This window comes from uncultured Friedmanniella sp. (assembly GCF_964244005.1).
GTDB lineage: Bacteria > Actinomycetota > Actinomycetes > Propionibacteriales > Propionibacteriaceae > Microlunatus.
Map to the genome: position 1 here is coordinate 24,936 of NZ_CAXTHG010000022.1, position 22,382 is coordinate 47,317.

Sequence of the window (22,382 nt, forward strand, 5' to 3'; positions counted from 1 at the left end):
CTCCCCCGATCGTGTCTGTACCGGCCCTGGCGGCTGCGCCCATCCGGCCCCCGGGGGACCCCTGGTGGCGGCTGCCGGCGCGCCTGTGGTGGCGTTCGCTACCGCTCCGGGTGATTGCGTCGGTGTTCGCGGCGTCGGTGCTGGTCCTGGTCCTCGGCGGGTTCCTGCTGATGCAGCAAGCCACCTCCGGGGTGATGAAAGGCAAGCAGGACACGGCCAAGAACGAGGCACGTCAGGCGATCAGCCGAGCCCAGCAACAGCTCAACGGCACCGACCAGACGGCCCAGCTCGACGTCGACCTCGTGCTGAGCAACGTGGTCAACCTGTCGGCCACGCCCTCGGCCGACAGCGAGCAGTACCAGCTCCTGCTGCTCGGTCAGGGTCAGACCATCACCTCCGGCACGATCATGGCCAGCAGCATCCCGGCCGAGCTGATCAGCGCCGTGCGGGCCAGCAAGGACCTGCTGATCACCCCGACCGAAGTCGAGTACAGCGACGGCACCCCGTCGGTGGCCGGTCTGGCCGCCGGCGGCACGGTGACCCTGCCAGGCTCGGTCGCCAGCACCTACCAGCTGTACGTCATCTTTCCCCTGACCCAAGAGGTCACGACCCTGGGCGTGCTCCGGAACGCGGTCGTGACGACCGGGGTGATCCTGATCATCTTGTTGACCTTCATCGCCGCGCTGGTGAGCCGTCAGGTCGTGACGCCGGTCCGCGCCGCCCGGCAGGCGGCCGAGAGCCTGGCGTCGGGCAACCTGCACGACCGGATGCAGGTGCGCGGCACCGACGACCTCGCGCGGCTGGCCACTTCGATGAACTACATGGCGAGTGAGCTGGAAAAGCAGATCACCACCCTCGAGGAGCTGTCCGCGGTCCAGCAGCGGTTCGTCTCCGACGTCTCCCACGAGCTGCGGACGCCGCTGACCACCGTCCGGATGGCTGCTGAGGTGCTGCACGACGCGCGGGAGGACTTCGACCCGGTCGCGGCTCGCTCGGCCGAGCTGCTGCAGGCTGAGCTGGACCGCTTCGAGGCGCTGCTCACCGACCTGTTGGAGATCTCCCGGTTCGACGCGGGTGCGGCCGAGCTGGCGCTCGGGACCATCGACCTGCGCGACGTCGTAGCCCGGGTCGTGTCGGCGTACGCGCCGTTGGCCGACCGGAACAGCACGACCGTGCTGGTGCACGCGCCCGAGCCGGCCTTGGCCGAGGTCGACGCGCGGCGGATCGAGCGCATCCTGCGTAACCTCGTGGTGAACGCGATCGAGCACAGCGAGTCGCGGCCGATCCACATCTGGGTCCACAGCGATGAGGAGGCGGTGGCGATCGCCGTCCGTGACCACGGGGTGGGCTTCGAGGCGGGCCAGGCCAAGCAGGTGTTCCACCGCTTCTGGCGGGCCGACCCGGCCCGAGCACGGATGGTGGGCGGTACGGGGCTCGGTCTCTCGATCGCGCTCGAGGACGCCAACCTGCACGGCGGCTGGCTGACCGCCTGGGGTCGGCCGGGCCTCGGGGCCCAGTTCCGGCTCACCGTCCCCCGGGTCGCGGGGGCGATCCTCGAGACCTCGCCGCTGCCGCTGGTGCCGCGCGACTACCAGCCCACGGCGGCTACGACCGCCCCTGCGCCACCGGACGCGTTGGACGAGCGGGGCGGCTCCGGCGGGCCGCTCGCGGTGTCCGGGGCCGACACGTCAGCCGTGACCGGATGAGCGCGGGTCGGCGCAGGCTGGTCGGCGTCGTGTTGAGCGCGCTGCTGCTCGGTCTGGCCGGCTGTGTCGACGTGCCGACGTCGGGGCCGGTCGAGAAGATCAGCGGTCAGGAGCCACCGTGTGAGAACTGCGTCAACGTCGAGGTCTCGCCCCCGGTTCCGGGTGAGGACAAGGCGACCATCGTCGAGAGCTACCTGCGGGCCAACGCCAACTACCAGCCGAACTACGCGGTCGCCAAGCAGTACCTGACCCGCGCGGCGGCGGCCAAGTGGAGCCCGGAAGGCAGCGTCACCATCTTTGCCGACGCCAGCAAGGAGCCCGGGCAGGGCAACCGGATCACGCTCAGGGGCAAGCAGGTCGGCTACCTGGACGCCTTCCAGACCTACAACGCGCAGCCGCTGACCCTGAAGAAGGACTTCACGCTCACCAGGGAGGGCGGGGAGTGGCGGATCGACACTCCTCCGGCGGGGCTGTTCGTGTCCCAGTCGGCGTTCGAGGAGCTCTACAAGCCCTACACGCTGTACTTCGTCGGCGGCGCGGGCAGCCTCGTGCCCCAGTCGATCTACCTGCCCAACCTGCGCAACCCCGACAGCATCGCGACGGCGCTGGTGAAGGCGTTGTTGAAGGGGCCGTCGGACTGGCTGCTGCCGGCGGTGACCTCGGCCCTGCCAGCGGGGACCGCGCTCGACGTGGATGCGGTCACCGTCGTGAACGGGGTGGCGCAGGTCTCGCTGACCGACCAGGTGACCGGTCTGGACGACCTGAGCCGGACGCAGCTCGCTGCGCAGCTGGTCTACACCCTCCAGCAGGTCACCGGGGTCAAGAAGGTGCTGGTGCTGGTGCGCAACCAGCCCTTCCGCGTCCTGGACAGCGGGTCCGGTGACCTGGCGGTACCCGTGGACGGCATCTCGCCCGGGCTGGACCCCATCCCGAGCGTTCCGGCGGAACAGCTGTTCGCCGTCCGTGACGGCAAGCTGGGCACGGTCAGCGCCAGCACCGACGACTCGGACTTCTCCGCCGTCGCCGGAGAGCTCGGCGGAGGTAGCCGCCGCATTGACTCCTTGGGGGTGTCGGTCACCAACAGCACGGTCGCCGTGGTCACCGACGGGGGCACGGTGTTGAGCCAGGCCGCGTCCGACGGCGGCAAGGTGACCCCGCTGCTGAGGGGGGTGACCCGGCTGCTGCGGCCGCAGTACAGCCGCGACGACCGGCTCTGGGCCGTGGCCGACCGGGGTGGACGCCAGCAGATGTTGCTCGTCGGTCCCCAGTCCGCTACGCCGGTCACGGTCGAGGCCATGACCAAGGGCCGGCTGCTGGCGTTCCGTATCTCACCCGACGGCAGCCGGATGGCGATGCTGATCACCCGCCGCGGCACGACGACGCTCGGCCTCGGGCTGATCGTCGGCACGGGGGCGGCGACCACGGTGACGGGGTGGCGTGAGCTGGACACCCGGCAGACGCCGACGGGGAGCGAGCGCCGGGTCCCGGCGGCGCTGCGCGACGTTGCCTGGACCGACGCCAGCACGCTCGTCGTGCTGCGCCAGGACCACTACACGCACCGCTTCGTCCCTGTGGAGCTGCCTGACGACGCTTCGTCGATCCTGCCCGAGCAGCCGTCGAACGGGTGGAACGCCCGCTCCCTGACGGTGTTGCTGCGGACCAAGACGGCGTTGGTGGTGACGGAGGACCAGCGGGTGCTGCGCGACGACGGCACCAGCTGGCTCGACTACCTCCGAAGGGTCGCCGCCGTCGCCGGCCCGGGCTGACACCGCTGGGTGAGTTCTCCACAGGCCCGGCGGTGGCGCCGGTCCGGGTCGCTGACCTGGGGGACACTGCTGCGGTGCGTCTGGAGCCCTGGGTCGCGGCGGCTGGCGACCTGCTGCTCGGCTCGGCCTGCCACGGGTGCGGTCGGCCCTGGTGGGGCGTCTGCCCGGCGTGCCGTGACCGGCTGCGGGCGCTCCGGCCCTACCTGACCCGTCCGGAGCCGTGCCCGGACGGCTTTCCGCCGACGGCCACCTGCTCGCCCTACGACGACCTGGTCCGAGGGCTGGTGATCGCCCACAAGGAGCGGTCGGCCCTGGGGCTGGGTCCGGTGCTGGCCGACCGGCTCGCCCAGAGCGTGCACGCGCTGCTCGGTCCCGGTACGGCCGGTCTGCCCGTCGTGCTGGTCCCCGTGCCCTCCGCGGCTGCTGCGGTCCGGCGCCGCGGCTACGACGCGACAGCGACCCTGGCCCGGCTGACCGCGCGCCAGCTCGCGAGCCGGCACCGGGTCCGGGCGGTCTCGCTGCTCGCGCAGCGCGGTGGGGTCGCCGACCAGGCGGGTCTGGACGCCGCCGCCCGCGGCCGCAACCTGGCCGGCGGGCTCCGGGTCCGCCGACCGGCGAAGGTCGCCGGACTCGTCGCCGCCGGGTCGGTGGCGGTGCTCGTGGACGACCTCGTGACAACCGGCAGCAGCCTCGCCGAGGCGGCCCGGGTGCTACGGAGGGCGGGGCTCCCGCTGGTCGGGGCCGCCACGGTGGCGGCGACCGTACGACGGTCCGCCGAGGGATCCCCGCACCTGTCGATCCCCTGAGAAGTCGCTGGGGAAAAGCGCCCCGGCGTGGATCGCCGACGGGCCAGGGGCTAGCGTCACTTCATGGCGCTCCTGTTCCTCCTGTGCCCCTGGTAAGACCAGGGTGGAGGAGAAGGGGGCGCTTTTTTAGTTTCCGATCCGCACGATCGAGAGAGGTTTTCATGGATGTTGTCGTGAAGGGCCGCCACTGCAGTGTGTCCGACCAGTTCCGTACCCTCGTCGAGGACAAGATCACCCGGCTGGAGAAGCTCGATGATCGGGTGATCCGGGTCGAGGTGGAGGTGTCGGCGGAACGTAACCCACGACAGCACGACCAGGCCTGCCGGGTGGAGATCACGCTGCGCAGCAAAGGTCCGGTCGTCCGGGCCGAGGCGGCAGCCGACGACAAGGCGGCCGCGTTCGACATCGCGCTCGACCGGCTGATGGCCCAGCTGCGGCGGGCCGCTGACCGTAAGCGGGTGCACCACGGCCAGCACGGCCTGGCCTCGCTCAAGAGCTCGGCCGCCGAGCCCGAGGCCGTCGTCGCGGCCGCGGACGGCGAGGACTCCGACACCTACACCGTTGCCGGGATGCAGGTCCAGGGCGAGGGCCCGCTGGTCGTGCGCGAGAAGACCCATACCGCCGTGCCGATGAGTCTCGACCAGGCGCTCATGGAGATGGAGCTCGTCGGGCACGACTTCTACCTCTACATCGACGCCGAGCACCAGATGCCGAGCGTGGTCTACCGCCGACACGCCTACGACTACGGCGTGATCCGGCTGACCGACGACGCCCGGCTGGCTACCGTCGCCAGCTGACCCGCACGCGCCCGGAGCCTGTCGAAGGGTCTCCCATCCCTTCGCGCACGACTCGCGTCATCGGAAGCTGCCGCAGTGACCCGCCGATTTGTCAGCGCTGACCGCTAGCGTGCGGGACGTGTCCAGAGAGTCGATCAGCCGTGGCGAGGCCCGCCGGATCGCCCTGGCCGCCCAGGGTTTCGGGGTGCCCCGGCTGGACCGGACGGTGACGATGCGGGACGTCTCGGCCACGGTCGCCCGGCTCGGGCAGTTCCAGATCGACTCGGTCAACGTCGTGCAGCGGGCGCACTACCTGCCGCTCTACTCCCGGCTCGGTCCCTACGACACGGCCCTGCTGGAACGGGCGGCCGGCGAGGCGCCACGCAGGCTCTTCGAGTACTGGGGACACGCGGCCAGCCTGCTCGACGTGGCGCTGCACCCCCTGTTGCGGTTCCGGATGCAGCCCGAGCACCGCGAGGTCTGGGCCACCATGGCCCGCGTGGCGGCCGAACAGCCCGACCTGGTCCGCTTCGTGCGCGAGGAGGTGGCGGCCCGCGGACCGGTCAGCGCCCGGCAGCTCGAGGTCGAGGAGGTACGCGACCGTAGCCACTGGGGCTGGAACTGGTCCTCGGTCAAGACGGTGCTGGAGTGGCTGTTCACCTGCGGCGAGGTGACCGCGGCTCGCCGGAACTCCTCGTTCGAGCGGGTCTACGACCTGCCAGAGCGGGTGTTGCCGCGCGCGGTGTTCGAGCAACCCACACCCACGCCGGCCGAGGCGGTACGAGGACTGGTGGCGCGGGCCGCTCGGGCGCTGGGGGTGGCCGACGAGCGCAGCCTGGCCGACTACTTCCGCACCTCCCTCACCCTGACCCGGCCGGCGATCCGCGACCTGGTGGAGGAGGGGCAGCTGTCACCGGTCCAGCTTGGTCGGCGGGGCGCTGGGCAGGCCGGGCACTACCTGTGGCACGAGGCCCGCATCCCGCGCCGCGTCCAGGCGCGAGCGCTGGTCAGTCCGTTCGACTCGCTCGTCTTCGAGCGGTCCCGGCTGCACCAGCTCTTCGACTTCTTCTACCGGATCGAGATCTACGTCCCCGAAGCGCGCCGGGTGCACGGCTACTACGTGTACCCGTTCGTGCTGGGTGAGGCGGTCGTGGCCCGGGTCGACCTGAAGGCCGACCGGCCTGCGGGGGTGCTGCGGGTCGCCGCCGCCTGGGGCGAACCCGGTCACGACGTCGCCGAGGTGGTCGAGGAGCTGGCGGCCGAGCTCGCGACCATGGCCGGCTGGCTCGGGCTCAGCGGCGTCCAGGTGCTGCCGCGCGGCGACCTGGCCGCCCCGCTGGAACACGCCGTCCGGCGGGCGGCACTAGGATGACTCAGTGCGTTCGGTGCCGCGCGGCCCTCGGGAGGCCGCGAAGGCCCGCGGGTGGCGGCTCCGGTCCTGCGGAACGCACAGGCGCTCCCCGGAGTGCTCCAGTGGAGTGCACAGACGTGACGACAAGAGGATGAGGGCACCATCGTGGCTTTGATGGACAGGTTGCTGCGGGTCGGCGAGGGCAAGATCCTCAAGCGGCTCAAGGGCATCTCCGAGCAGGTCAACGCGATCGAGGACGACTTCGTCGCGATGAGCGACGAAGAGCTGCGTGGTCAGACCGACGAGTTCAAGGCCCGCCTGGAGAAGGGCGAGACGCTCGAGGCCCTGATGCCGGAAGCATTCGCCACCGTGCGCGAGGCGAGCATGAGGGTGCTCGGCAAGCGGCACTTCGACGTCCAGATCATGGGTGGCGCGGCGCTGCACCTCGGCAACATCGCCGAGATGAAGACCGGTGAGGGCAAGACCCTCGTGCTGACCCTGCCCTCCTACCTGAACGCCCTGACCGGGCGGGGCGTCCACGTCATCACCGTGAACGACTACCTGGCCAAGTTCCAGTCCGAGCAGATGGGCCGGATCCACCACTTCCTCGGCCTCGAGGTCGGCGCGATCCTGTCCCAGATGGACCCGGCGTCACGCCGTGCGGCCTATCACGCCGACATCACCTACGGCACCAACAACGAGTTCGGTTTCGACTACCTGCGCGACAACATGGCCCTGACGCTGGAGGACTGCGTCCAGCGCGACCACCACTTCGCCATCGTGGACGAGGTCGACTCGATCCTGATCGACGAGGCCCGGACGCCGCTGATCATCTCCGGCCCCGCCGAGGACAGCCACCGCTGGTACCCCGAGTTCGCCAAGCTGGTCGACCGGCTCAAGCGCGACGAGCACTACGAGGTCGACGAGAAGAAGCGCACGGTCGCGATCGTCGAGCAGGGCATCGACGTCGTCGAGGACCGGCTCGGCATCGACAACCTCTACGAGTCGGCCAACACGCCGCTGATCTCCTACCTGAACAACGCGATCAAGGCCAAGGAGCTGTTCAAGATCGACCGCGACTACGTGGTCGTGGACGGCGAGGTGCTGATCGTGGACGAGCACACCGGCCGGACGCTGATCGGTCGCCGGTACAACGAGGGTCTGCACCAGGCCATCGAGGCCAAGGAGCGGGTGGAGATCCGCGACGAGTACCAGACGCTGGCCACCATCACGCTGCAGAACTACTTCCGGATGTACGAGAAGCTCGCCGGCACCACCGGTACGGCGATGACCGAGGCGAGTGAGTTCCAGAAGATCTACGGTCTGGGTGTGGTGCCGATCCCCACCAACATGCCGATGATCCGCAACGACCAGCGCGACCTGATCTACCGCACCGAGGAGGCCAAGTTCGACGCGATCGTCAAGGACGTGGCCGAACGGCACGAAGCCGGCCAGCCGGTCCTGATCGGTACGGCCTCGGTGGCCAAGTCGGAGATCCTGTCCAAGCTGCTCAAGGGCGAGGGTGTCCCGCACGAGGTCCTGAACGCCAAGCAGCACGAGCGGGAAGCCGCGATCGTGGCCATGGCCGGCGCCAAGGGCGCGGTCACGGTGGCCACCAACATGGCCGGCCGCGGTACCGACATCATCCTCGGCGGCAACCCGGAGTTCCTGGCCGACGCCAAGCTGCGTCAGTCAGGGATCGACCCGGTCGAGCACTCCGAGGAGTACGAGGCGCAGTACCCCGAGCTGCTGCACACGTTCGAGGAGTCGACCGCCGCCGAGCACACGGAGGTCGTCGACGCGGGCGGGCTCTACGTGGTCGGTTCCGAGCGGCACGAGTCCCGACGGATCGACAACCAGCTCCGCGGCCGTTCCGGCCGTCAGGGTGACCCGGGCGAGAGCCGCTTCTACCTCTCCCTCGGCGACGACCTGATGCGGCTGTTCAAGTCCGACATCGTCGAGTGGGTGCTGCAGGCGCTCAAGATGCCCGACGACCAGCCGATCGAGAACAAGCGGGTCAGCGCCTCGATCGCCAGCGCGCAGGGCCAGGTCGAGTCGCAGAACTTCGAGATCCGGAAGAACATCCTCAAGTACGACGACGTGATGAACCGGCAGCGCCACGCCGTCTACGGCGATCGCCGCAAGGTGCTCGAGGGTGCCGACGTCGAGAGCCGGCTGCGGGCGACGGTGGACACCGTCGTCGAGCAGTACGTGAACGCCGCCACCGAGGGCTTCGCCGAGGACTGGGACCTCGAGCAGCTCTGGACGAACATGAACACGCTCTACCCGGTCTCCCTCTCCCGCGCCGAGTACGAGGAGCGGGACGACCTCGACCTCGCCGAGCTCACCGCCGACTTCAAGGCCGACGCTCAGTCCGCCTACGACAAGCGGGAGGCCGAGCTCACTCCTGAGGTGATGCGCGAGCTCGAGCGCCGGGTGCTGCTCACGGTGCTCGACCGGAAGTGGCGCGAGCACCTCTACGAGATGGACTACCTGCGTGAGGGGATCGGGCTGCGGGCGATGGCCCAGCGTGACCCGCTGGTGGAGTACCAGCGCGAGGGTGGCGACATGTTCAAGCTGATGATGGACGCCTTCATGGAGGAGGTCGTCGGCTTCGTCTTCCACCTCGAGGTGGAGGTCGAGCAGACCCCGGCGTTGGGGGTCGGCGTGGTGACCGGCGACGACGGCCGGGCCGTCCAGATCGGCGCCAGCCAGAACGGCGCCGGCCAGCACGGGGTCGGTCAGAACGGGGTCGGCCAGAACGGGGCGGGCCGCAACGGCAGCTCGGCGAACGGCCACGAGGGCCACGACCACGGGCCGCTCGTGGAGTCGGGACCTGACCCGGACGATTTCGGGGTCGCAGTGCACGCCGTCGACGGTGAGGACGTGCCGGAGGAGGCCGAAGAGCTCGTGGCCGTGGAGTCCGAGCCGGTCGCCGCTGCCCGGCCCCAGGTGAAGGCCAAGGGGCTGGCCTCTGCCCGTGGCCGTACCCTCACCTACTCCGCCCCCGACGAGGACGGCTCGGTCAAGACCGCCGGCGCTCCGGCCGAAGCCGACAACGCCTACGCCAACGTCGGACGTAACGCTCCCTGTCCCTGCGGCTCCGGGAAGAAGTTCAAGATGTGCCACGGTCGTACGGGCGGCTGAGCTCGTTCTCGAGGAGTTCACGCTGGGCCACGGCCGGTCAGCCCGCTGAGCACAGTCGGAGCGCTTAGCCTCACCCGCATGGCGAGGTGGGTCTGGAAACGTAAGCGTCCGGCGATCGTTGTCGCGGCGGTGGCCGCGGTGGTGATCGGTGGAGGAGTGGCTCTGGCCGGCGGTGGGTCTGCGCCAGCGGCTCCCTCGGCGGACCCGGCGTCCTCGCCCTCGGTCACAGCCTCGGCGTCGCCGAAGCCGAAGCCGAGTCCGAAGGCGGCCAAGCCGACCGATCCGCTGACCGGCGGCAAGGTCAGCGACCATGAGGTGATCGCGGCCAAGATCGAGAACATCGCCCAGGCGCGGCCGCAGGTCGGTCTCAGCCAGGCCGATCTCGTGGTCGCCGAAGAGGTCGAGGGGGCGCAGACGCGGTTGGTGGCGGTTTTTCACACCCGCTTTCCGACCCGGCTCGGTCCGGTCCGCAGCGCCCGCAGCACTGACGCGCAGCTGCTGCCGCTCTTCGGCCGCCCCGGGCTGGTCTACTCCGGGGCGAACTCGCGGGTGCAGCGCACCATCGACAAAGCGTCGATCACGCCCATCTTTCGCGCGACCCGGGACAACCGGCGGGTCGCGCCGCACAACGTCTTCGTCGACCTGATGTCGATCGCCGCGTCGGAAAAGGCGGGCCAGGCCCGCGACATCGGCTGGACCTTCGCGGCCGCCACCCCGAACGGCGGTAGTACCAAGCCGCACCCGACGTCGAAGGTCGGGCACGACACGTTCCGCTTCGACTACGGCAGCGACCGCTACACCGTCCGCTGGAACGGCCAGCGCTACGTCGACGGCGACTCCGGAGCGGTCACCAAGGTCGACAACGTCGTGGTGCTGCGCGTCCACAACCATCCCGACGGCAACCGCGACGTGCTCGGGTCGGCGTCGGTCATGTCCGACACCGTCGGGTCGGGTGCGGTGACCGTCTATCGCGACGGCCGCTCGTTCCGCGGCACCTGGTCGCGGAAGTCCGCCTCCGCGCCGATGACCCTGCGGTCGGCCGACGGCGAGGACATCCCGCTCGCCCCCGGCCAGACCTGGGTGACCCTGCAAGGGTGAGAACCTCGCTGCTGCGCCCCTTCGGCGCTCGTACGCCCCGTACACCGGGCGCATGAGCGGTTAGAGGGCGCAGCAGCGTCTGCGGAGGGGTCAGGCTCTCGTTGAGGAGTCAAACTCTCGGTGCCCGAGCGAACTGCCCGCTCAGGGAGGCGGCAGCCGGACGCCGAAGCCGGTCGTGGCCAGCCGGAGCAGGACGGCGCCGGGGCGCAGGATGTCGGCGATCTTCGCCGACGCCAGCACCTCGAGCTCGGCCACCCGAGTGCGGTAGGCGTCCGGGCTCTCGGTGCGGGCCTGCTGCAGGGCAAGGACGTTCTCCCACACCTTGCCGCGCGACTCGGCCAGGAAGCGCCGCGACCCGAGCCGGTTCGCAGGTCCGAGCAGCCGGTCGACCACCCGGCGGGGACCACCGAGCTCGGCGTCCTCGGCCGCGACCCGGCCACCGAGGATGTCGTCGATCCGGTCGTGGTCGAGGACCCGCAGCGCCAGCCGTTCCGGGTCGGCGAAGTCCGCCGGGCTCAGCACGTCCAGCATCGCCTGGGGCAGGTCGTAGTTGATGTGGGCGTTCATCCCCACCAGCAGGTGACCGAGCGGGTGCACGTCTGGCGCGACGGAGAAGGCCAGCCGCCAGGGCCGGGTCGGCGTACCGCCGGAGCGGTCGGCGTCGTGGGCGTCGAGGAAGTAGCGGCCGAACACCGCCGTCCACTGCTCGACCCAGGCGCCGTCGGCGAAGGAGCCACGACGCACGGCCGCGCCGACCGCCTCGGTGGTCCGGCGGTAGGTGGCCAGGAACGCGGCCCGGTGAGCGATGTCGGCGGGGAGGTCGGCCAACCGGGCGTCGAGCTCGTCGACCAGCGCGTCGATCGGGGTCGTGGTCACCGGACCAGTCTCATCCGGTACCGCCTGGGGCTTGTCACGGGGGTTCCAGGGGGTCGACCCCTGGCGGAGTCGGGCCCAGTTGTCCACAGATTGCCTTCCGGCACGGTTCAGGACGGCCCTCAGGCCCGAGGCTGGGAGTCCGACCGCAGAGATTGGACGCCCGATGACCACCATGCTCGTCGCCCCGCTCACCGAGAGCCGACCCGAGGCCCACCGTTGGCTGGCGGCGCCGCTGGCCCTGGGGGGCCCCAGCCAGCCCACGCTGGACCTGCGGCCGGCCGCAGAACCGTTGGTCCTCGCGGAGCCGATGGACCTCGCCGACCGGACCGCGCCCGGGCTGCCGGACGCCCAGGCCTGGAGCGTCGCCCTCGCCACCCGGCTGTTCGAGGTGCTCGCCGCGCGGCGCCCGGTCAGCCAGCTCAGCCGGTGGTTGAGCGAGGAGGTGCTGACGGCGTTGACCGAGCAGCTGACCCGGCTGCGGCAAGCCACGGGCGATCGCGCGACGGGGCGGCGGCCGGCGGTCAAGCTGCAGTCGGTGCGGCTTCAGTACCCCCGGACGGGGGCGGTGGAGGTCAGCATCCACGCCCGGCTGGCGACACGGTCGGTGGCGTGCGCTTTCCGGCTCGAGGCGCAGCCGAGCCGCTGGCTCTGCACGGCGCTGGACCTGGGACCCGGTGGTCGGCCGACCGAGCCGGACCCGACATGATGGCGTGGTGGACAGGGAGATGGTGGACGGGCAGATGGTGGACAGGGAGATTCTGACCTACGGGCTGTTCGGCGAGGGCATCCGCGAGCTCGCCCAGCAGGTCGCCGACAGCGACTTCACCCCCGACATCCTGCTCGGCATCGCCCGGGGCGGTCTTGTGCCGGCCGGGGCGCTGGCGTACGCGCTGGACTGCAAGAACCTGTTCACGATCAGCGTCGAGTTCTACACCGGCGTCGACGCCCGGCTGGACGTCCCGGTCATGCTGCCGCCGTTCCTGGACGCGCGCGACCTCGACGCCGCGAAGGTGCTGGTCGTCGACGACGTGGCGGACACCGGCAAGACGTTAGAGCTGGTGCACCAGTTCTGCGCCGGTCACGTCGCCGAGGTCCGGACCGCGGTGCTGTACGAGAAGCCGCGCTCGATCATCAAGGGCGACTTCACCTGGCGCTACACCGACCGCTGGATCAACTTCCCCTGGTCGACCGAACCGCCGGTCACCCCGCGTAGCGACGTCCGCGACGCCTGACCCTTCGACAGGCTCAGGGGGCGGGGAACAGGCTCAGGGAACGAGGGGACAGGCTCAGGGAGCGGGTCAGACGACCAGTGACGACTGGATCGAGTAGTGCGCCGCGTGGTAGAGGTGGCGCCCGAACTCGACGAACTGGCCGACGTCGTCGTAGGCGATCCGGTCCACGGTGAGGCAGGCGGCCGGGGTCTCCTCATCGAGCAGCTCGGCCTCGTCCTCGGTCATCAACCGGGCGGAGATCCGCTGGTGGGCGATCTTGAGGTTGACCCCGAGGGAGCGCAGGCAGGCGTAGAGCCCCCTGCGGACCAGGTCGGCCTCGTTGATCTGGAACTGCGCCGGCAGGTAGTTCGTCAGTATGGCCAGCGGGACGTCGTCAGCCAGCCGGAGCCGGCGGATCTTGATGAACTCGCGGTCGGTGACCTCGACCGCGTCGATGGCGTCGCGGACGTCGGGGTCGAGGGTGCCGATCGAGAACTCGAGCAGCTGGGTGCTCGGCTGCTTCCCGGCCTTGGCCAGGTCCTCGTTGAGGCTGCTCAACCGCTCGTCGCGGCGGAACTGGGACCGGACGACCTGGGTGCCGACGCCGCGCTTGCGGACCAGCAGCCCCTTCTTGACCAGCTCTTGGATCGCCTGCCGGGCCGTGGGCCGGGAGAGGCCCAGCCGGCTGGTCAGCGACAGCTCGTTCTCGAGCCGGTCACCCGGCGCGAGGATGCCGGTGGCGATGGCGTGCTCGATGGCCTGGGCGAGCTGGTGGTAGAGCGGGACGGGCGAGTTGCGGTCCAGCGTGATGTCCAGCTCACGCATCGTCGGTGCCGCAGTCATGGACGAACTATAAGTGCTCCGAACGCGAATCAGGTCAGGTTGTCCGCACAATCCCTGTGCGGTTCAGGGGCTGACCCAGGCGCCGGAGACCGCCGAGGTGCTCATCGCCGCCACCAGTCGGGCTGCCGCCAGCGCGTCGTCGATGGTGGCTCCGACGGCGGTGCCGGTGCTGATCGAGCGCACCAGCCGTTCGAGCTCGATCACCTTCAGGTCGTCGTAGCCCATCGCAATGCCAGCGCCCGGCTGGAAGTGGCCGAGCTCGCCGGCCCCGGGAGCCACGTACAGCGTCGTCCACGAGGCGTTCTGGTAGTCCTGGTCAAGGCAGACGCGCAGCTCGCCCATCCGGCGGAAGTCCCACGCCAGCGCACCCCGGGTCCCGTGCACCTCGATCCCGTACGTGCACTGCTCGCCGACCGCGGTCCGACTGGACTCGAGCGTGCCGCGGGCGCCGCCGGCGAACCGGAGCAGCGCCGAGGCGTAGTCCTCGTTCTCGACGTCGCCGAGCGGGCCGCCGGACCCACGGGAGAAGTGCGACGCCGTACCGGCCACCACGGGTCGCTGCGAGATGAACGTGGCCGTGTCCGCCACCAGCGACTCGATCTCGCCGACGACATAACGGCCGAGGTCGACGCCGTGGCTGACCAGGTCGCCGAGCACCCCAGAGCCGGCCGCGGCCCGGAAGAAACGCCAGGTCAGCGCCCCGTCGGGATGGGCGGCGTAGTCGGCGAAGAGCCGGATGCTGACGTGGCTGAGCGTCCCCAGCCGGCCGTCGGCGACCAGCTGGCGGGCCAGCTCGACGGCCGGGGCGTTGCGGTAGTTGAACCCGGCCGCGGACGCGACCCCCGCCGCCCGGACCGCCGCCGCGATCTCGTGGGTCTCCTCAGCGTTCCGGCCGGCCGGTTTCTCGATCCAGAGGTGCTTGCCCGAACGGGCGACGGCGACCCCCACGTCGCGGTGGATCGCGTTGGGGCCGGTGACGCTGACCACGTCGAGGTCGTCCCGCTCGATGAGCTCCTGCCAGTCGGCGTGCCTCGACCCGAACCCGAGCGCCGCCACCGCCGCGTCGAGCTGAGAGCCGGCCGCAGGGTCGGCGACCGCGACCAGGACCGGGGCCAAGGGGGAGTCTGGGTAGTGCTGGCGCAGCCGCAGGTACGCCCGCGCGTGCACCTGGCCCATCCAGCCCAGTCCGACGATGCCGACCCGCAACGGCTGTGCTGTCGCGGATGCTTCCCCTGCGTCCATGTCCCTAGTTTGTCAGCACAAGTGGAGCCGATCCAGGTGGGCGCGGACTGAGCTCAGGGGGAGAAGAGCAAGACCAACCCGGCGCAGGTGTAGCCGATCATCACCGCGAGCATCGGCCACTGGCCGCGGAGCGCGTCCCGCTCGGGCAGCAGGGCGACCGCCTTCTCGTGGGCGCTGATGATGCCGAGGACGTGCCCGCCCACGATCGCGAACGCCTGCAGGGTGGCGACCAGCGTCGGATGGTTGAAGATCGTGGAGCTGATGGCCAGGTCCGCGGTGCCGAGGGCGTTCCAGCCGCGGCCCAGCGGGTCCGACAGCAGCACCGCCGTGTGCTGGCCCTCGACCACGAGCAGGGTGAAGTAGTGGGCGACGGCGTAGCCGACCACGATCGGCACGACCGAGCCCGCCATCAGCCGCGGATAGTGGGCGGCGGGCCGGTCGCCGTACCGGCCCATCCAGGCGGCGGCGAGGGCAAAGCTGACCGCCACCAGGGCGATCATCGTCACCAGGCCGCCGCTGGCCCAGACCACGCTGATCACCGACGAGCTCTGCACGGTCTGGATCCACCAGCTGAGGTTGGCGAAGCTGTCGAACGCGGTGCTGCCGAGCAGCGCCGCGACCACCCCGACCGCGCCAGGCGGTGGACGCCAGGAGGCGAGCCCGCCGAGCGGGTGCACCAGCCGCAGCTCGCCCTTGACGGTGCGGAACGGCGACAGCTGCGCGACGGTGGTGGCGTACGCCTCGAACGGGTCAGCTGCCCCGATCCAGCGCGAGCCGAAGACGATCGCGCCCAGGATGCCGAGAACGAACCAGGCGAGGACCCAGACCCGCAGCACGGCGAGGGTGGTCCGGTCGGGCTGCACCAGCTCCAGCCAGGCGAAGCCGAACAGCCCCACGGCCGCGGGCCACACCCCGAGCCGGCTCGGAAGGGTGAGGATCCCGACCTCGGGGTCGACCCGCGCCAGCGCGCACAGCAGCCGGTGGACCGTTCGCAGCGGGTTGGCGACCCGCCAGACCGGCCCGAGCAGCAACGACACGGGCACCAGCCCGACCCACAGCCAGACGAAGACAAAGCCGAAGACGGGGTTGGTCAGCAGGTCGCGGCCCAACATCAGGGCCAGCGCCACCCAGGCGTACAGGGCGAGGACGGCCAGCCGGAGGACAGCCCGGGTGACGGGGGAGTCGACCAGCCGGGTCAGGAGCGGCAGCGGCCGGCCGCGCAGCTCGGTGTAGCGGGGGTGACGCCAGGCCAGCAGCAGCACCACGAACGAGACGGTGAGCGCGACCGCGGCGCCGACGACCAGGAACGAGAAGGGCAGCGGCAGGTCGTGACGGGAGGCGATCCCGTGCAGGGGGACGAGCATGCGCCGCTAGCGGACGTTCAGGATCGCGATGATCTTGCCGGAGTGGTGGGTCTCGATCTCGAAGCTTCCCGGCGTGGTCAGGTCAAAGCCGCCGGTCGCCGGCGTACCGGCCTTCACCTCCAGCTCGTAACCGTCACCGCCGGTGTGGGCGTGGACTTCCTCGTCGACGTCGGAGGTGATGTTCTCGACCACCCGCTGGCCGACCCGGGCGTCGATCTTCTGGCCGTTCGGCGTCACCTGGCCGCCGGCGATGGTGATGTCGATGGTGATGGTGTCGGCTGGGGCAGCGCTCGTGCCGCTCGAGGCAGACGTGCTGCTCGAGGAGGACGGGACCTCGGTCGGGGTGGTGGCGCTGGTGCACCCGGTCAGCGCCAGGCCCAGCACCAGCACCACGGAAGCGGCGCTGGAGCGGTGGGAGAAGGTCACGGCAGCTCATCCTCGTTCCGATCGGGAGTCCCCCACGGTAATACGGTGGGCTGGTGATGGTCTTCGTCCCGCTGCCGCTCAGCCAGGCCGTGGCCCTGCGCGCCGCACCCCGACCGGGTCCGCACGACGGCTTCGCGGCCACGCCGGAGCTGCGTGCCGCCCTTGGTCCGGACCCGCACGAGGAGGAGACCGACTACGCCGCCCTGAGTGCCGCGGGCGTCGCCGCGCTCGACGGGCTGGTCGGCTCGAGACGGCTGGTGGTCGCCGTCGAGGTGCCGACCGGTGGAGTGACCGACCGCGGGTCCGGGCTGGGGGAGGTCGAGCTCGGCGGCCTGCGCTGGGACCAGGTGCAGGCGCTCTTCGCCGACGAGGAGTCGGCGGCAGAGATGGTGTGCGCCGCGGCTGCCGCGGCCGTCGGCGTACCGGTCGCCGACGTGCTCGGGCTGCCCGCGGTGGTGGCCCTGACCGACAGCTTCGACCTGCTCTGGTTTGCCCCTGAGGAGCTCGACGCCCTGGTGTGAACGACCTGCAGGTGGCCAGGTGTGCACCGGATCGCTGACGGGGGACACTAGGCCCATGCCACGTTCGATCTGGAAGGGCGCCATCTCCTTCGGCCTGGTCACGATCCCGGTCAAGCTGTACTCCGCGACCGAGGAGAAGGACATCAGCTTCCGGCAGGTGCACGCCAGCGACGGCGGTCGGATCAAGTACAAGCGCGTCTGCGAGCTGGACGGCGACGAGATCCCGTACGCCGACATCGCCAAGGGCTACGAGATGGCCGACGGCCGGATGGTGATCCTCGACAAGGAGGACTTCGACCAGCTGCCGCTCGCCACCACCAAGTCGGTCGAGGTCGTGCAGTTCGTCGGCGCCGAGGAGGTCGACCCGACCTACTTCAACAAGACCTACTTCCTGCAGGCCGACGGGCCCGGCGTCAAGCCGTACGTGCTGCTGCGCGACGCCCTCACGGCCAGCGAGCAGTGCGCGGTGGTCAAGGTGGCGCTGCGCTCACGGGAGGCGCTGGCGCTGATCCGCCCGAAGGACGGCGTCCTGGTCATGCACACGATGTTGTGGCCGGACGAGCTGCGTGACGGGTCCTTCGCCGCGCCGCCGGAGAGCGTGACCGTCTCCAAGGCCGAGGTCACGATGGCGCAGTCCTTCATCGACGCACTGTCGGCGGACTTCGCGCCGGAGGAGTTCACCGACTCCTACCGGGAGGCGGTCGAGACGCTGGTGCAGAGCAAGGCCGAGGGCCTCACCATGCCGGAGGAGGCCGAAGCGCCGAAGGAGGCCGAGGTCGTCGACCTGGTCGCCGCGCTCCGCGCCTCGGTCGAGGCCGCCAAGAAGCGGCGCGCTTCGGCCGAGCAGGCGAAGACCGGCTGAGCCTCCAGGGCCACCACCTTCAGGGCCGTCACCCTTCAGGGCCGCCAGGGGTGCCGGCGGGGCAGGGTGATCGTGCCGGACCCCATCAGCTGGCCGGGCTCCAGCGGGGCCGCCTCCCAGCTGAGCTGGCGGTGCTGGGGACGGCGTGAGTGGAGTCGGAAGGGGCGGCTCGTCCCGGCGGGCAGCGTGACTACGGCGTCCGGGTCGGTGTAGCTGCCGTCGGCCGGTGGCGTTCCCCAGCGGATCAGCACCCGCGCGTCCAGCGTGCTCGGGTTGGTGAAGACCACGACGCCGCGGTGCCGCCGGGCCGTCACGCACTCGTACTGATACACACCGACGCTGAGCGGGAACAGGCTCGGGTCGGACGCGGTGTTGCGCAGCTCGAGGTCGTAGCGGCCCAACGGCAGTCCCCTCGGGACGGGAGCGACGACCGGGTAGTCGCCGTCCTGACCCGGTTCGCCGGCGGCGACCACCGCCCCCGCGTCGTTGACGAGCTGCCAGCTGATCCCGCCGGTGTAGGGCACCGTGGCCGGGATCGCGTCCACCTTCAGCTCCGGCGCCGGGTCGCTGCTGCACCAGCTGAGCGTGCGCTCGTTGCCGATGAACGGTCCGCTGTCGGGGATCAGGTCAGTGACGCACTCGGCGGGGGCCTGCTGCTGCCAGACGTTGTTGGGGCCGAGGACGTAGCCGGGCAACGCTGCGGCGGTCAGCTCGACCTGACCGCTGCGGTCGAACGGCAACAGGGCGGTCGGGAAGGTGAGGGGCGCCCCGTCCATGAGGTACCGCACGCCTACGCTCGGCGTGATGGCGGTGACCACGACGCCGTCGCACCCCGCGGTGGTCGCGTCCACCTGCGCGAACGGGTCGACGGTGGTGGCCGCGCTCGCAGGCGGGGCGCCGCTCAGCACCAGGGCCAGACCGGCCACGGTGAGCAGCAGTGAACGCACGACGGTACGAACAGCAGCTGGGGTCATGCTGCGCCTCCACGGGCGACCGGAATGGGGTCGATGACCGGATCGTACTGCGGCTCGGCGCGGCTGGGCAGAGCACCAGCCCACCCGGCTACCGGGACGGGATCAAGTGTGCGAGACTGAAAGCGCTGTAGAGGTCTTGTGTCGTGGTAAGTGCTGCGTCCCCAAAATCTTGATGGGCGTTGGTACGGGTCCAACGTCTAACAGCGTTCGAGAGCCGTGAAGTGCGGCCTCGATATCTAGGAGATTTCCATGGCACAGGGAACCGTCAAGTGGTTCAACGGCGAAAAGGGCTTCGGCTTCATTGAGGTTGACGGGGGTGGCCCCGACGTCTTCGTGCACTACAGCGCGATCGAGTCGACCGGCTTCCGTTCGCTCGACGAGGGTCAGCGTGTCGAGTTCGACACCACCCAGGGCCCGAAGGGCCCGCAGGCCGACAAGGTCCGCCCGATCTGATCTTCTCCCGCTCCACGCGAGCGGGATGATCACCACCACGAACCGCTGAGCAGCGACACTCTCCTGGCTACCAGGACGTCGCTCCTCGGCGGTTCGTGCGTTTCTCGGCATTCTCAACCCCTCGCCCGAGCTCAGCCTCGACCATCGTCCGCAGCCGAAGCCGCGCCCGGTGGTAGCGGCTCCGGACCGCACCCGGACGGGCACCCACGAGGTGAGCGGCCTCCGTCACGGTGAAGCCGTCCCAGTGGATCAGGGCCACGACCTCGCGGTCCGCCGGAGGCAGCCGGTCGAGACATGCGCGTACGGCGTCGACCTTCGGGTCGTCCGACTCGGCCGGCAACGTCGCGCCAGCGTCGGCCTCGTGGACCGTGCGCAACCGGTCCGTCAGGGCTGACCGGCGGTCGGTGCCACGGCGGTGCGTCGACAGCACCCGGCGGGCGACTCCGAAGAGCCACATCCGCGCGTCCCTGTCGTCTGCGGGCAACGCGTCGACCCGCCGCCAGATGACCACCAGCACGTCGCCCAACAAGTCCGCAGCGTCGGCCGGCGACCCGGTCTGCCGAGTCAGGTACGACAGCAGGCCAGGTGCCTCACGGCGGACCACGTCCTCCACCCGAGTGACGTCAGACCCGGCGCTCGGGCCAGTCGCGCTCGTCGCCAGTCCGGCACCGGGCGCGGCCGCTGGCCCGTTCACCGGGTGCCCGGTCGGCACGACATGGCACTGCCGCTGAAGATCACACCCGCGGAGTGGCGGTCGTTGACCGGTACTCCCGGCAGCGCCCGGGTGGCCGCGGCGGCCAGGTCCTCGTCGACGATCTCGTAGAAGACATCCGTGGTCGTCGGCTCGCTCGAGCTCTTGGTCCGAGCCGCGGCCGTGTCGTACGCCGTCTGCCCGAAGCCCGTCCAGTCCTGTTCCTGCAGGTAACGCGTCACCTGGTCGCGCGACGAGCGGTCGAGCTGACGGAACTCCAGGAAGGCCTCACAGGTGACAGGGCTTCCCGAACGCTCGACGTAGTCGACCGGGACCGCCGTGGATATCCGTTCGACGCCCGGCTCGAGGGTCTGGAACGGCGGCACGTGCAGCTGCGCCGCCGTCAGCGTCCCGCCCGCGGTGAGCATCACGACGCCGGCCGCCGCCGCGCCCCAGAAGACCCGGCGGCGTCGCCGAGGTCGGGCCACCCGTCCCCGCGACGCCGGCCGGGTGGCCGTCGCGAGGTCACGGGCTGCCGTGGCGGTCTCGGGTCCGAGCGCAGGGCGCGCCCGGGTCAACAGGGCGTCCAGCTCGTCGTCGTCCATCAGTCCTCCTGGGTGGGTCTCACCAAGGACATGGCCGGCACGGGACGATGTGTTGCGTCTCTACAGCCAGCGCTTGCGCTTGAACACCAGGTACAGCACGACACCCATGGCCAGCATGGCGGCGAGGGCGAGCGGATAGCCGTACCGCCAGGTCAGCTCGGGCATGTCCTGGAAGTTCATCCCGTAGATGGTGCCGATCAACGTCGGGGCGAAGAGGATGGCGGCCCAGCTGGAGATCCGCTTGACCTGCTCGCTCTGGTCGAGGCTGGTCTGGGTGAGCGAGCGCATCTCGTCGTTCTGCTGCTGGCCGACGAGCGTGGTGTGCACCATCAGCGCATTTTGCAGCAGTACCCGGAAGGCGTCGACCCGCTCCACGATCCGGATCACGTGGTCGGCCACGTCCCGCAGCAGCCGCTGCAGCTCCACGTCCACCGCGTCCTTCTCGATACCGCCCTTGAGCGCGGCCACCATGTCGGCGAGCGGCTTGGTGGCGCGCTGGAAGGCGATCACCTCTCGGGTCAGCTCATAGATCCGCCGGGTGACGCCGGGCTCGCCGGAGAACAGCTGGTCCTCGATCTCGTCGATGTCGTTCTGGAGCCCGGTCACCACCGGCACGTACTCGTCGACGACCTGGTCGAGGATCGCGTAGAGCACCGCCTCGGGTCCGAGGCACAGGAGGTCGCGGCTCTCCTCCAGCCGGGCGCGGACGCGGGCCAGGTCGGGGGACTCGGCGTGCCGGATCGTCACCACGAAGTCGGCGCCGACGAAGACGTGCAGCTCGCCGAACTCGACCTTCTCGGTCGCGTCGAGATAGCGGGCCGGTCGCAGCACCGTAAAGATCAAGTCGCCGTAGTGCTCGAGCTTGGGCCGTTGGTGAGCCGCGATGGCGTCCTCGACGGCGAGCCTGTGCATCCCGAACTCTTGCGCGACCGCCTCGATCTCGGTCGACGTCGGCCGGTACAGCCCGATCCAGGCCATCCCGCGGCGCTCCCGCATCAGCTCGAAGGTCTCGTCCAGGTTGCCGGGGCTGGCGGTGCGTCGGCCGTCGACGTAGATCGCGTTGTCGACCAGGCCCGGGCGCGGGCCCGGGGCGTCCTCGCCGGCCTGGCTGACCAGTTCCGCCACGGGTCCTTCCCCTCCCTCGTCGCCCCGGACCGCGTCAGTCAGCGGGCCAGCCAGCGGGCGCCGACCTCCTGCTGGGTCTTGAACCCCTCCAGCACGGCGGGCGCGGTGGACTGCTCCAGCTTCTTGCCCAAGAGCGGGATCGCGACCTTGAGGTCGCCGGTCAGCTGGACCACCGTGCCCGGACCGCCGGCCGCGACGACGACGTGCCCCTTCAGGCTCACCGGCTGGCCCTTCACCGTCATGGTGAGGTTCCCGGTCTGCTGACCGTCGGCGCCGGCCGGACCCCAGACGGTCTCCTCGGTGACGGTCAGCTCGCCGCCGGTGAAGCGAGCAACCGCGTCGGGAGCCGCGAACGTGCGGGTGGTCTTTGTCGTCGACCCCACGACCGTGGCCTCGTACGTGCGCGAGTCCGTCGCCTGGCAGACCTCGGCCAGGTAGGCCTGGTCCGTCATCATCGCGTACACGTCCTGGGGCTGGGCGGCGAACTCGATCCGCGTGGTGATGTCCATGCGCCCATTCTGACAGCGCGCCGAACCGGG

22 protein-coding genes and 1 pseudogene are annotated in these 22,382 nt (G+C 70.5%); 13 read left to right on the top strand and 10 right to left on the bottom strand.

Annotated features, from left to right (window positions below; all coding sequences use genetic code 11):
• Positions 1-11: 11 nt before the first annotated feature.
• The 8 genes and pseudogenes from mtrB (at position 12) to ACFE76_RS14285 (ending at position 10,650) form a co-directional block, all read left to right on the top strand.
• Positions 12-1,706: an MtrAB system histidine kinase MtrB gene (gene mtrB, locus ACFE76_RS14250; RefSeq protein ID WP_375432424.1), complete on the top strand. Its 1,695-nt coding sequence runs from the start codon at positions 12-14 to the stop codon at positions 1,704-1,706.
• A complete protein-coding gene (locus tag ACFE76_RS14255; RefSeq protein WP_375432425.1) occupies positions 1,703-3,472 on the top strand; it encodes an LpqB family beta-propeller domain-containing protein in 1,770 nt (589 codons plus the stop codon). Before mtrB ends, ACFE76_RS14255 begins: the two co-directional genes overlap by 4 nt.
• 74 nt (positions 3,473-3,546) lie before the next feature.
• Entirely contained in the window at positions 3,547-4,278 is a 732-nt protein-coding gene (locus tag ACFE76_RS14260) for a ComF family protein (protein ID WP_375432426.1), read from the top strand.
• A 161-nt stretch (positions 4,279-4,439) separates the two neighbouring features.
• The gene (gene hpf, locus ACFE76_RS14265) at positions 4,440-5,075 is read left to right on the top strand and encodes a ribosome hibernation-promoting factor, HPF/YfiA family (RefSeq protein WP_375432427.1); all 636 of its coding nucleotides are present in this window, start codon (positions 4,440-4,442) and stop codon (positions 5,073-5,075) included.
• A gap of 118 nt (positions 5,076-5,193) precedes the next feature.
• On the top strand, positions 5,194-6,426 hold the full coding sequence (locus ACFE76_RS14270; protein WP_375432428.1) for a winged helix-turn-helix domain-containing protein: 1,233 nt from the start codon (positions 5,194-5,196) through the stop codon (positions 6,424-6,426).
• Positions 6,427-6,579: 153 nt separating this feature from the next.
• Positions 6,580-9,245: pseudogene (secA, locus tag ACFE76_RS14275) on the top strand (preprotein translocase subunit SecA).
• A 112-nt stretch (positions 9,246-9,357) separates the two neighbouring features.
• Entirely contained in the window at positions 9,358-9,552 is a 195-nt protein-coding gene (locus ACFE76_RS14280; RefSeq protein WP_375432475.1) for an SEC-C metal-binding domain-containing protein, read from the top strand.
• A gap of 78 nt (positions 9,553-9,630) precedes the next feature.
• Positions 9,631-10,650, top strand: a complete 1,020-nt coding sequence (locus tag ACFE76_RS14285) for a DUF3048 domain-containing protein (RefSeq protein ID WP_375432429.1) — start codon at positions 9,631-9,633, stop codon at positions 10,648-10,650.
• 141 nt (positions 10,651-10,791) lie between these two features.
• On the opposite strand, the gene ACFE76_RS14290 is transcribed toward ACFE76_RS14285, so the two are convergent.
• Positions 10,792-11,526, bottom strand: a complete 735-nt coding sequence (locus ACFE76_RS14290) for a DUF5995 family protein (protein WP_375432430.1) — start codon at positions 11,524-11,526, stop codon at positions 10,792-10,794.
• A gap of 163 nt (positions 11,527-11,689) precedes the next feature.
• Between ACFE76_RS14290 and ACFE76_RS14295 the strand changes: the two genes are divergently transcribed.
• Both ACFE76_RS14295 and ACFE76_RS14300 read left to right on the top strand, forming a co-directional pair.
• A complete protein-coding gene (locus tag ACFE76_RS14295; RefSeq protein ID WP_375432431.1) occupies positions 11,690-12,232 on the top strand; it encodes an Rv3235 family protein in 543 nt (180 codons plus the stop codon).
• A 34-nt stretch (positions 12,233-12,266) separates the two neighbouring features.
• Positions 12,267-12,758, top strand: a complete 492-nt coding sequence (locus ACFE76_RS14300; protein WP_375432476.1) for a phosphoribosyltransferase — start codon at positions 12,267-12,269, stop codon at positions 12,756-12,758.
• Between the two features lie 66 nt (positions 12,759-12,824).
• Here the strand turns inward: ACFE76_RS14300 and ACFE76_RS14305 are convergent, their stop codons facing one another.
• The 4 genes from ACFE76_RS14305 to ACFE76_RS14320 all read right to left on the bottom strand — a co-directional run bounded on the left by ACFE76_RS14305 (position 12,825) and on the right by ACFE76_RS14320 (position 16,612).
• Positions 12,825-13,580 carry a GntR family transcriptional regulator gene (locus tag ACFE76_RS14305; protein ID WP_375432432.1) on the bottom strand — a complete coding sequence of 252 codons (756 nt, stop codon included), beginning with the start codon at positions 13,578-13,580 and terminating at the stop codon, positions 12,825-12,827.
• Between the two features lie 63 nt (positions 13,581-13,643).
• Positions 13,644-14,822, bottom strand: coding sequence for a Gfo/Idh/MocA family protein (locus tag ACFE76_RS14310; RefSeq protein ID WP_375432433.1), 1,179 nt, complete (start codon positions 14,820-14,822; stop codon positions 13,644-13,646).
• Positions 14,823-14,875: 53 nt separating this feature from the next.
• The gene (locus ACFE76_RS14315) at positions 14,876-16,186 is read right to left on the bottom strand and encodes a hypothetical protein (RefSeq protein WP_375432434.1); all 1,311 of its coding nucleotides are present in this window, start codon (positions 16,184-16,186) and stop codon (positions 14,876-14,878) included.
• Positions 16,187-16,192: 6 nt separating this feature from the next.
• Entirely contained in the window at positions 16,193-16,612 is a 420-nt protein-coding gene (locus ACFE76_RS14320; protein WP_375432435.1) for a hypothetical protein, read from the bottom strand.
• A gap of 56 nt (positions 16,613-16,668) precedes the next feature.
• Between ACFE76_RS14320 and ACFE76_RS14325 the strand changes: the two genes are divergently transcribed.
• Together ACFE76_RS14325 and ACFE76_RS14330 are read left to right on the top strand one after the other, a co-directional pair.
• Positions 16,669-17,133, top strand: coding sequence for a DUF6912 family protein (locus ACFE76_RS14325; RefSeq protein WP_375432477.1), 465 nt, complete (start codon positions 16,669-16,671; stop codon positions 17,131-17,133).
• Positions 17,134-17,188: 55 nt separating this feature from the next.
• A complete protein-coding gene (locus tag ACFE76_RS14330; protein ID WP_375432436.1) occupies positions 17,189-17,995 on the top strand; it encodes a Ku protein in 807 nt (268 codons plus the stop codon).
• Between the two features lie 35 nt (positions 17,996-18,030).
• Here ACFE76_RS14330 and ACFE76_RS14335 read toward each other — a convergent pair whose 3' ends face one another.
• The gene (locus ACFE76_RS14335) at positions 18,031-18,942 is read right to left on the bottom strand and encodes a hypothetical protein (protein ID WP_375432437.1); all 912 of its coding nucleotides are present in this window, start codon (positions 18,940-18,942) and stop codon (positions 18,031-18,033) included.
• Between the two features lie 276 nt (positions 18,943-19,218).
• Between ACFE76_RS14335 and ACFE76_RS14340 the strand changes: the two genes are divergently transcribed.
• Positions 19,219-19,422 (top strand): cold-shock protein, encoded by a 204-nt coding sequence (locus ACFE76_RS14340; protein WP_375432438.1) that lies wholly within the window; start codon positions 19,219-19,221, stop codon positions 19,420-19,422.
• Positions 19,423-19,489: 67 nt separating this feature from the next.
• Here the strand turns inward: ACFE76_RS14340 and ACFE76_RS14345 are convergent, their stop codons facing one another.
• The 4 genes from ACFE76_RS14345 to ACFE76_RS14360 form a co-directional block, all read right to left on the bottom strand.
• The gene (locus tag ACFE76_RS14345; RefSeq protein ID WP_375432439.1) at positions 19,490-20,035 is read right to left on the bottom strand and encodes an RNA polymerase sigma factor; all 546 of its coding nucleotides are present in this window, start codon (positions 20,033-20,035) and stop codon (positions 19,490-19,492) included.
• Positions 20,036-20,112: 77 nt separating this feature from the next.
• Positions 20,113-20,718 (bottom strand): hypothetical protein, encoded by a 606-nt coding sequence (locus ACFE76_RS14350; protein ID WP_375432440.1) that lies wholly within the window; start codon positions 20,716-20,718, stop codon positions 20,113-20,115.
• 60 nt (positions 20,719-20,778) lie between these two features.
• Positions 20,779-21,843 carry a magnesium and cobalt transport protein CorA gene (locus tag ACFE76_RS14355; RefSeq protein WP_375432441.1) on the bottom strand — a complete coding sequence of 355 codons (1,065 nt, stop codon included), beginning with the start codon at positions 21,841-21,843 and terminating at the stop codon, positions 20,779-20,781.
• 38 nt (positions 21,844-21,881) lie between these two features.
• The gene (locus ACFE76_RS14360) at positions 21,882-22,352 is read right to left on the bottom strand and encodes a DUF2505 domain-containing protein (RefSeq protein ID WP_375432442.1); all 471 of its coding nucleotides are present in this window, start codon (positions 22,350-22,352) and stop codon (positions 21,882-21,884) included.
• Positions 22,353-22,382 lie beyond the last annotated feature (30 nt).

Bases quoted from the DNA above. Each gene is read 5' to 3' on its own strand.
- ACFE76_RS14300 (WP_375432476.1), top strand. From the start codon at position 12,267: ATGGTGGACAGGGAGATTCTGACCTACGGGCTGTTCGGCGAGGGCATC.
- ACFE76_RS14305 (WP_375432432.1), bottom strand. From the start codon at position 13,580: ATGACTGCGGCACCGACGATGCGTGAGCTGGACATCACGCTGGACCGC.
- ACFE76_RS14315 (WP_375432434.1), bottom strand. From the start codon at position 16,186: ATGCTCGTCCCCCTGCACGGGATCGCCTCCCGTCACGACCTGCCGCTG.
- ACFE76_RS14295 (WP_375432431.1), top strand. From the start codon at position 11,690: ATGACCACCATGCTCGTCGCCCCGCTCACCGAGAGCCGACCCGAGGCC.
- ACFE76_RS14350 (WP_375432440.1), bottom strand. From the start codon at position 20,718: ATGGACGACGACGAGCTGGACGCCCTGTTGACCCGGGCGCGCCCTGCG.
- ACFE76_RS14340 (WP_375432438.1), top strand. From the start codon at position 19,219: ATGGCACAGGGAACCGTCAAGTGGTTCAACGGCGAAAAGGGCTTCGGC.
- ACFE76_RS14285 (WP_375432429.1), top strand. From the start codon at position 9,631: ATGGCGAGGTGGGTCTGGAAACGTAAGCGTCCGGCGATCGTTGTCGCG.
- ACFE76_RS14325 (WP_375432477.1), top strand. From the start codon at position 16,669: ATGGTCTTCGTCCCGCTGCCGCTCAGCCAGGCCGTGGCCCTGCGCGCC.
- ACFE76_RS14330 (WP_375432436.1), top strand. From the start codon at position 17,189: ATGCCACGTTCGATCTGGAAGGGCGCCATCTCCTTCGGCCTGGTCACG.
- hpf (WP_375432427.1), top strand. From the start codon at position 4,440: ATGGATGTTGTCGTGAAGGGCCGCCACTGCAGTGTGTCCGACCAGTTC.
- ACFE76_RS14310 (WP_375432433.1), bottom strand. From the start codon at position 14,822: ATGGACGCAGGGGAAGCATCCGCGACAGCACAGCCGTTGCGGGTCGGC.
- ACFE76_RS14255 (WP_375432425.1), top strand. From the start codon at position 1,703: ATGAGCGCGGGTCGGCGCAGGCTGGTCGGCGTCGTGTTGAGCGCGCTG.
- ACFE76_RS14360 (WP_375432442.1), bottom strand. From the start codon at position 22,352: ATGGACATCACCACGCGGATCGAGTTCGCCGCCCAGCCCCAGGACGTG.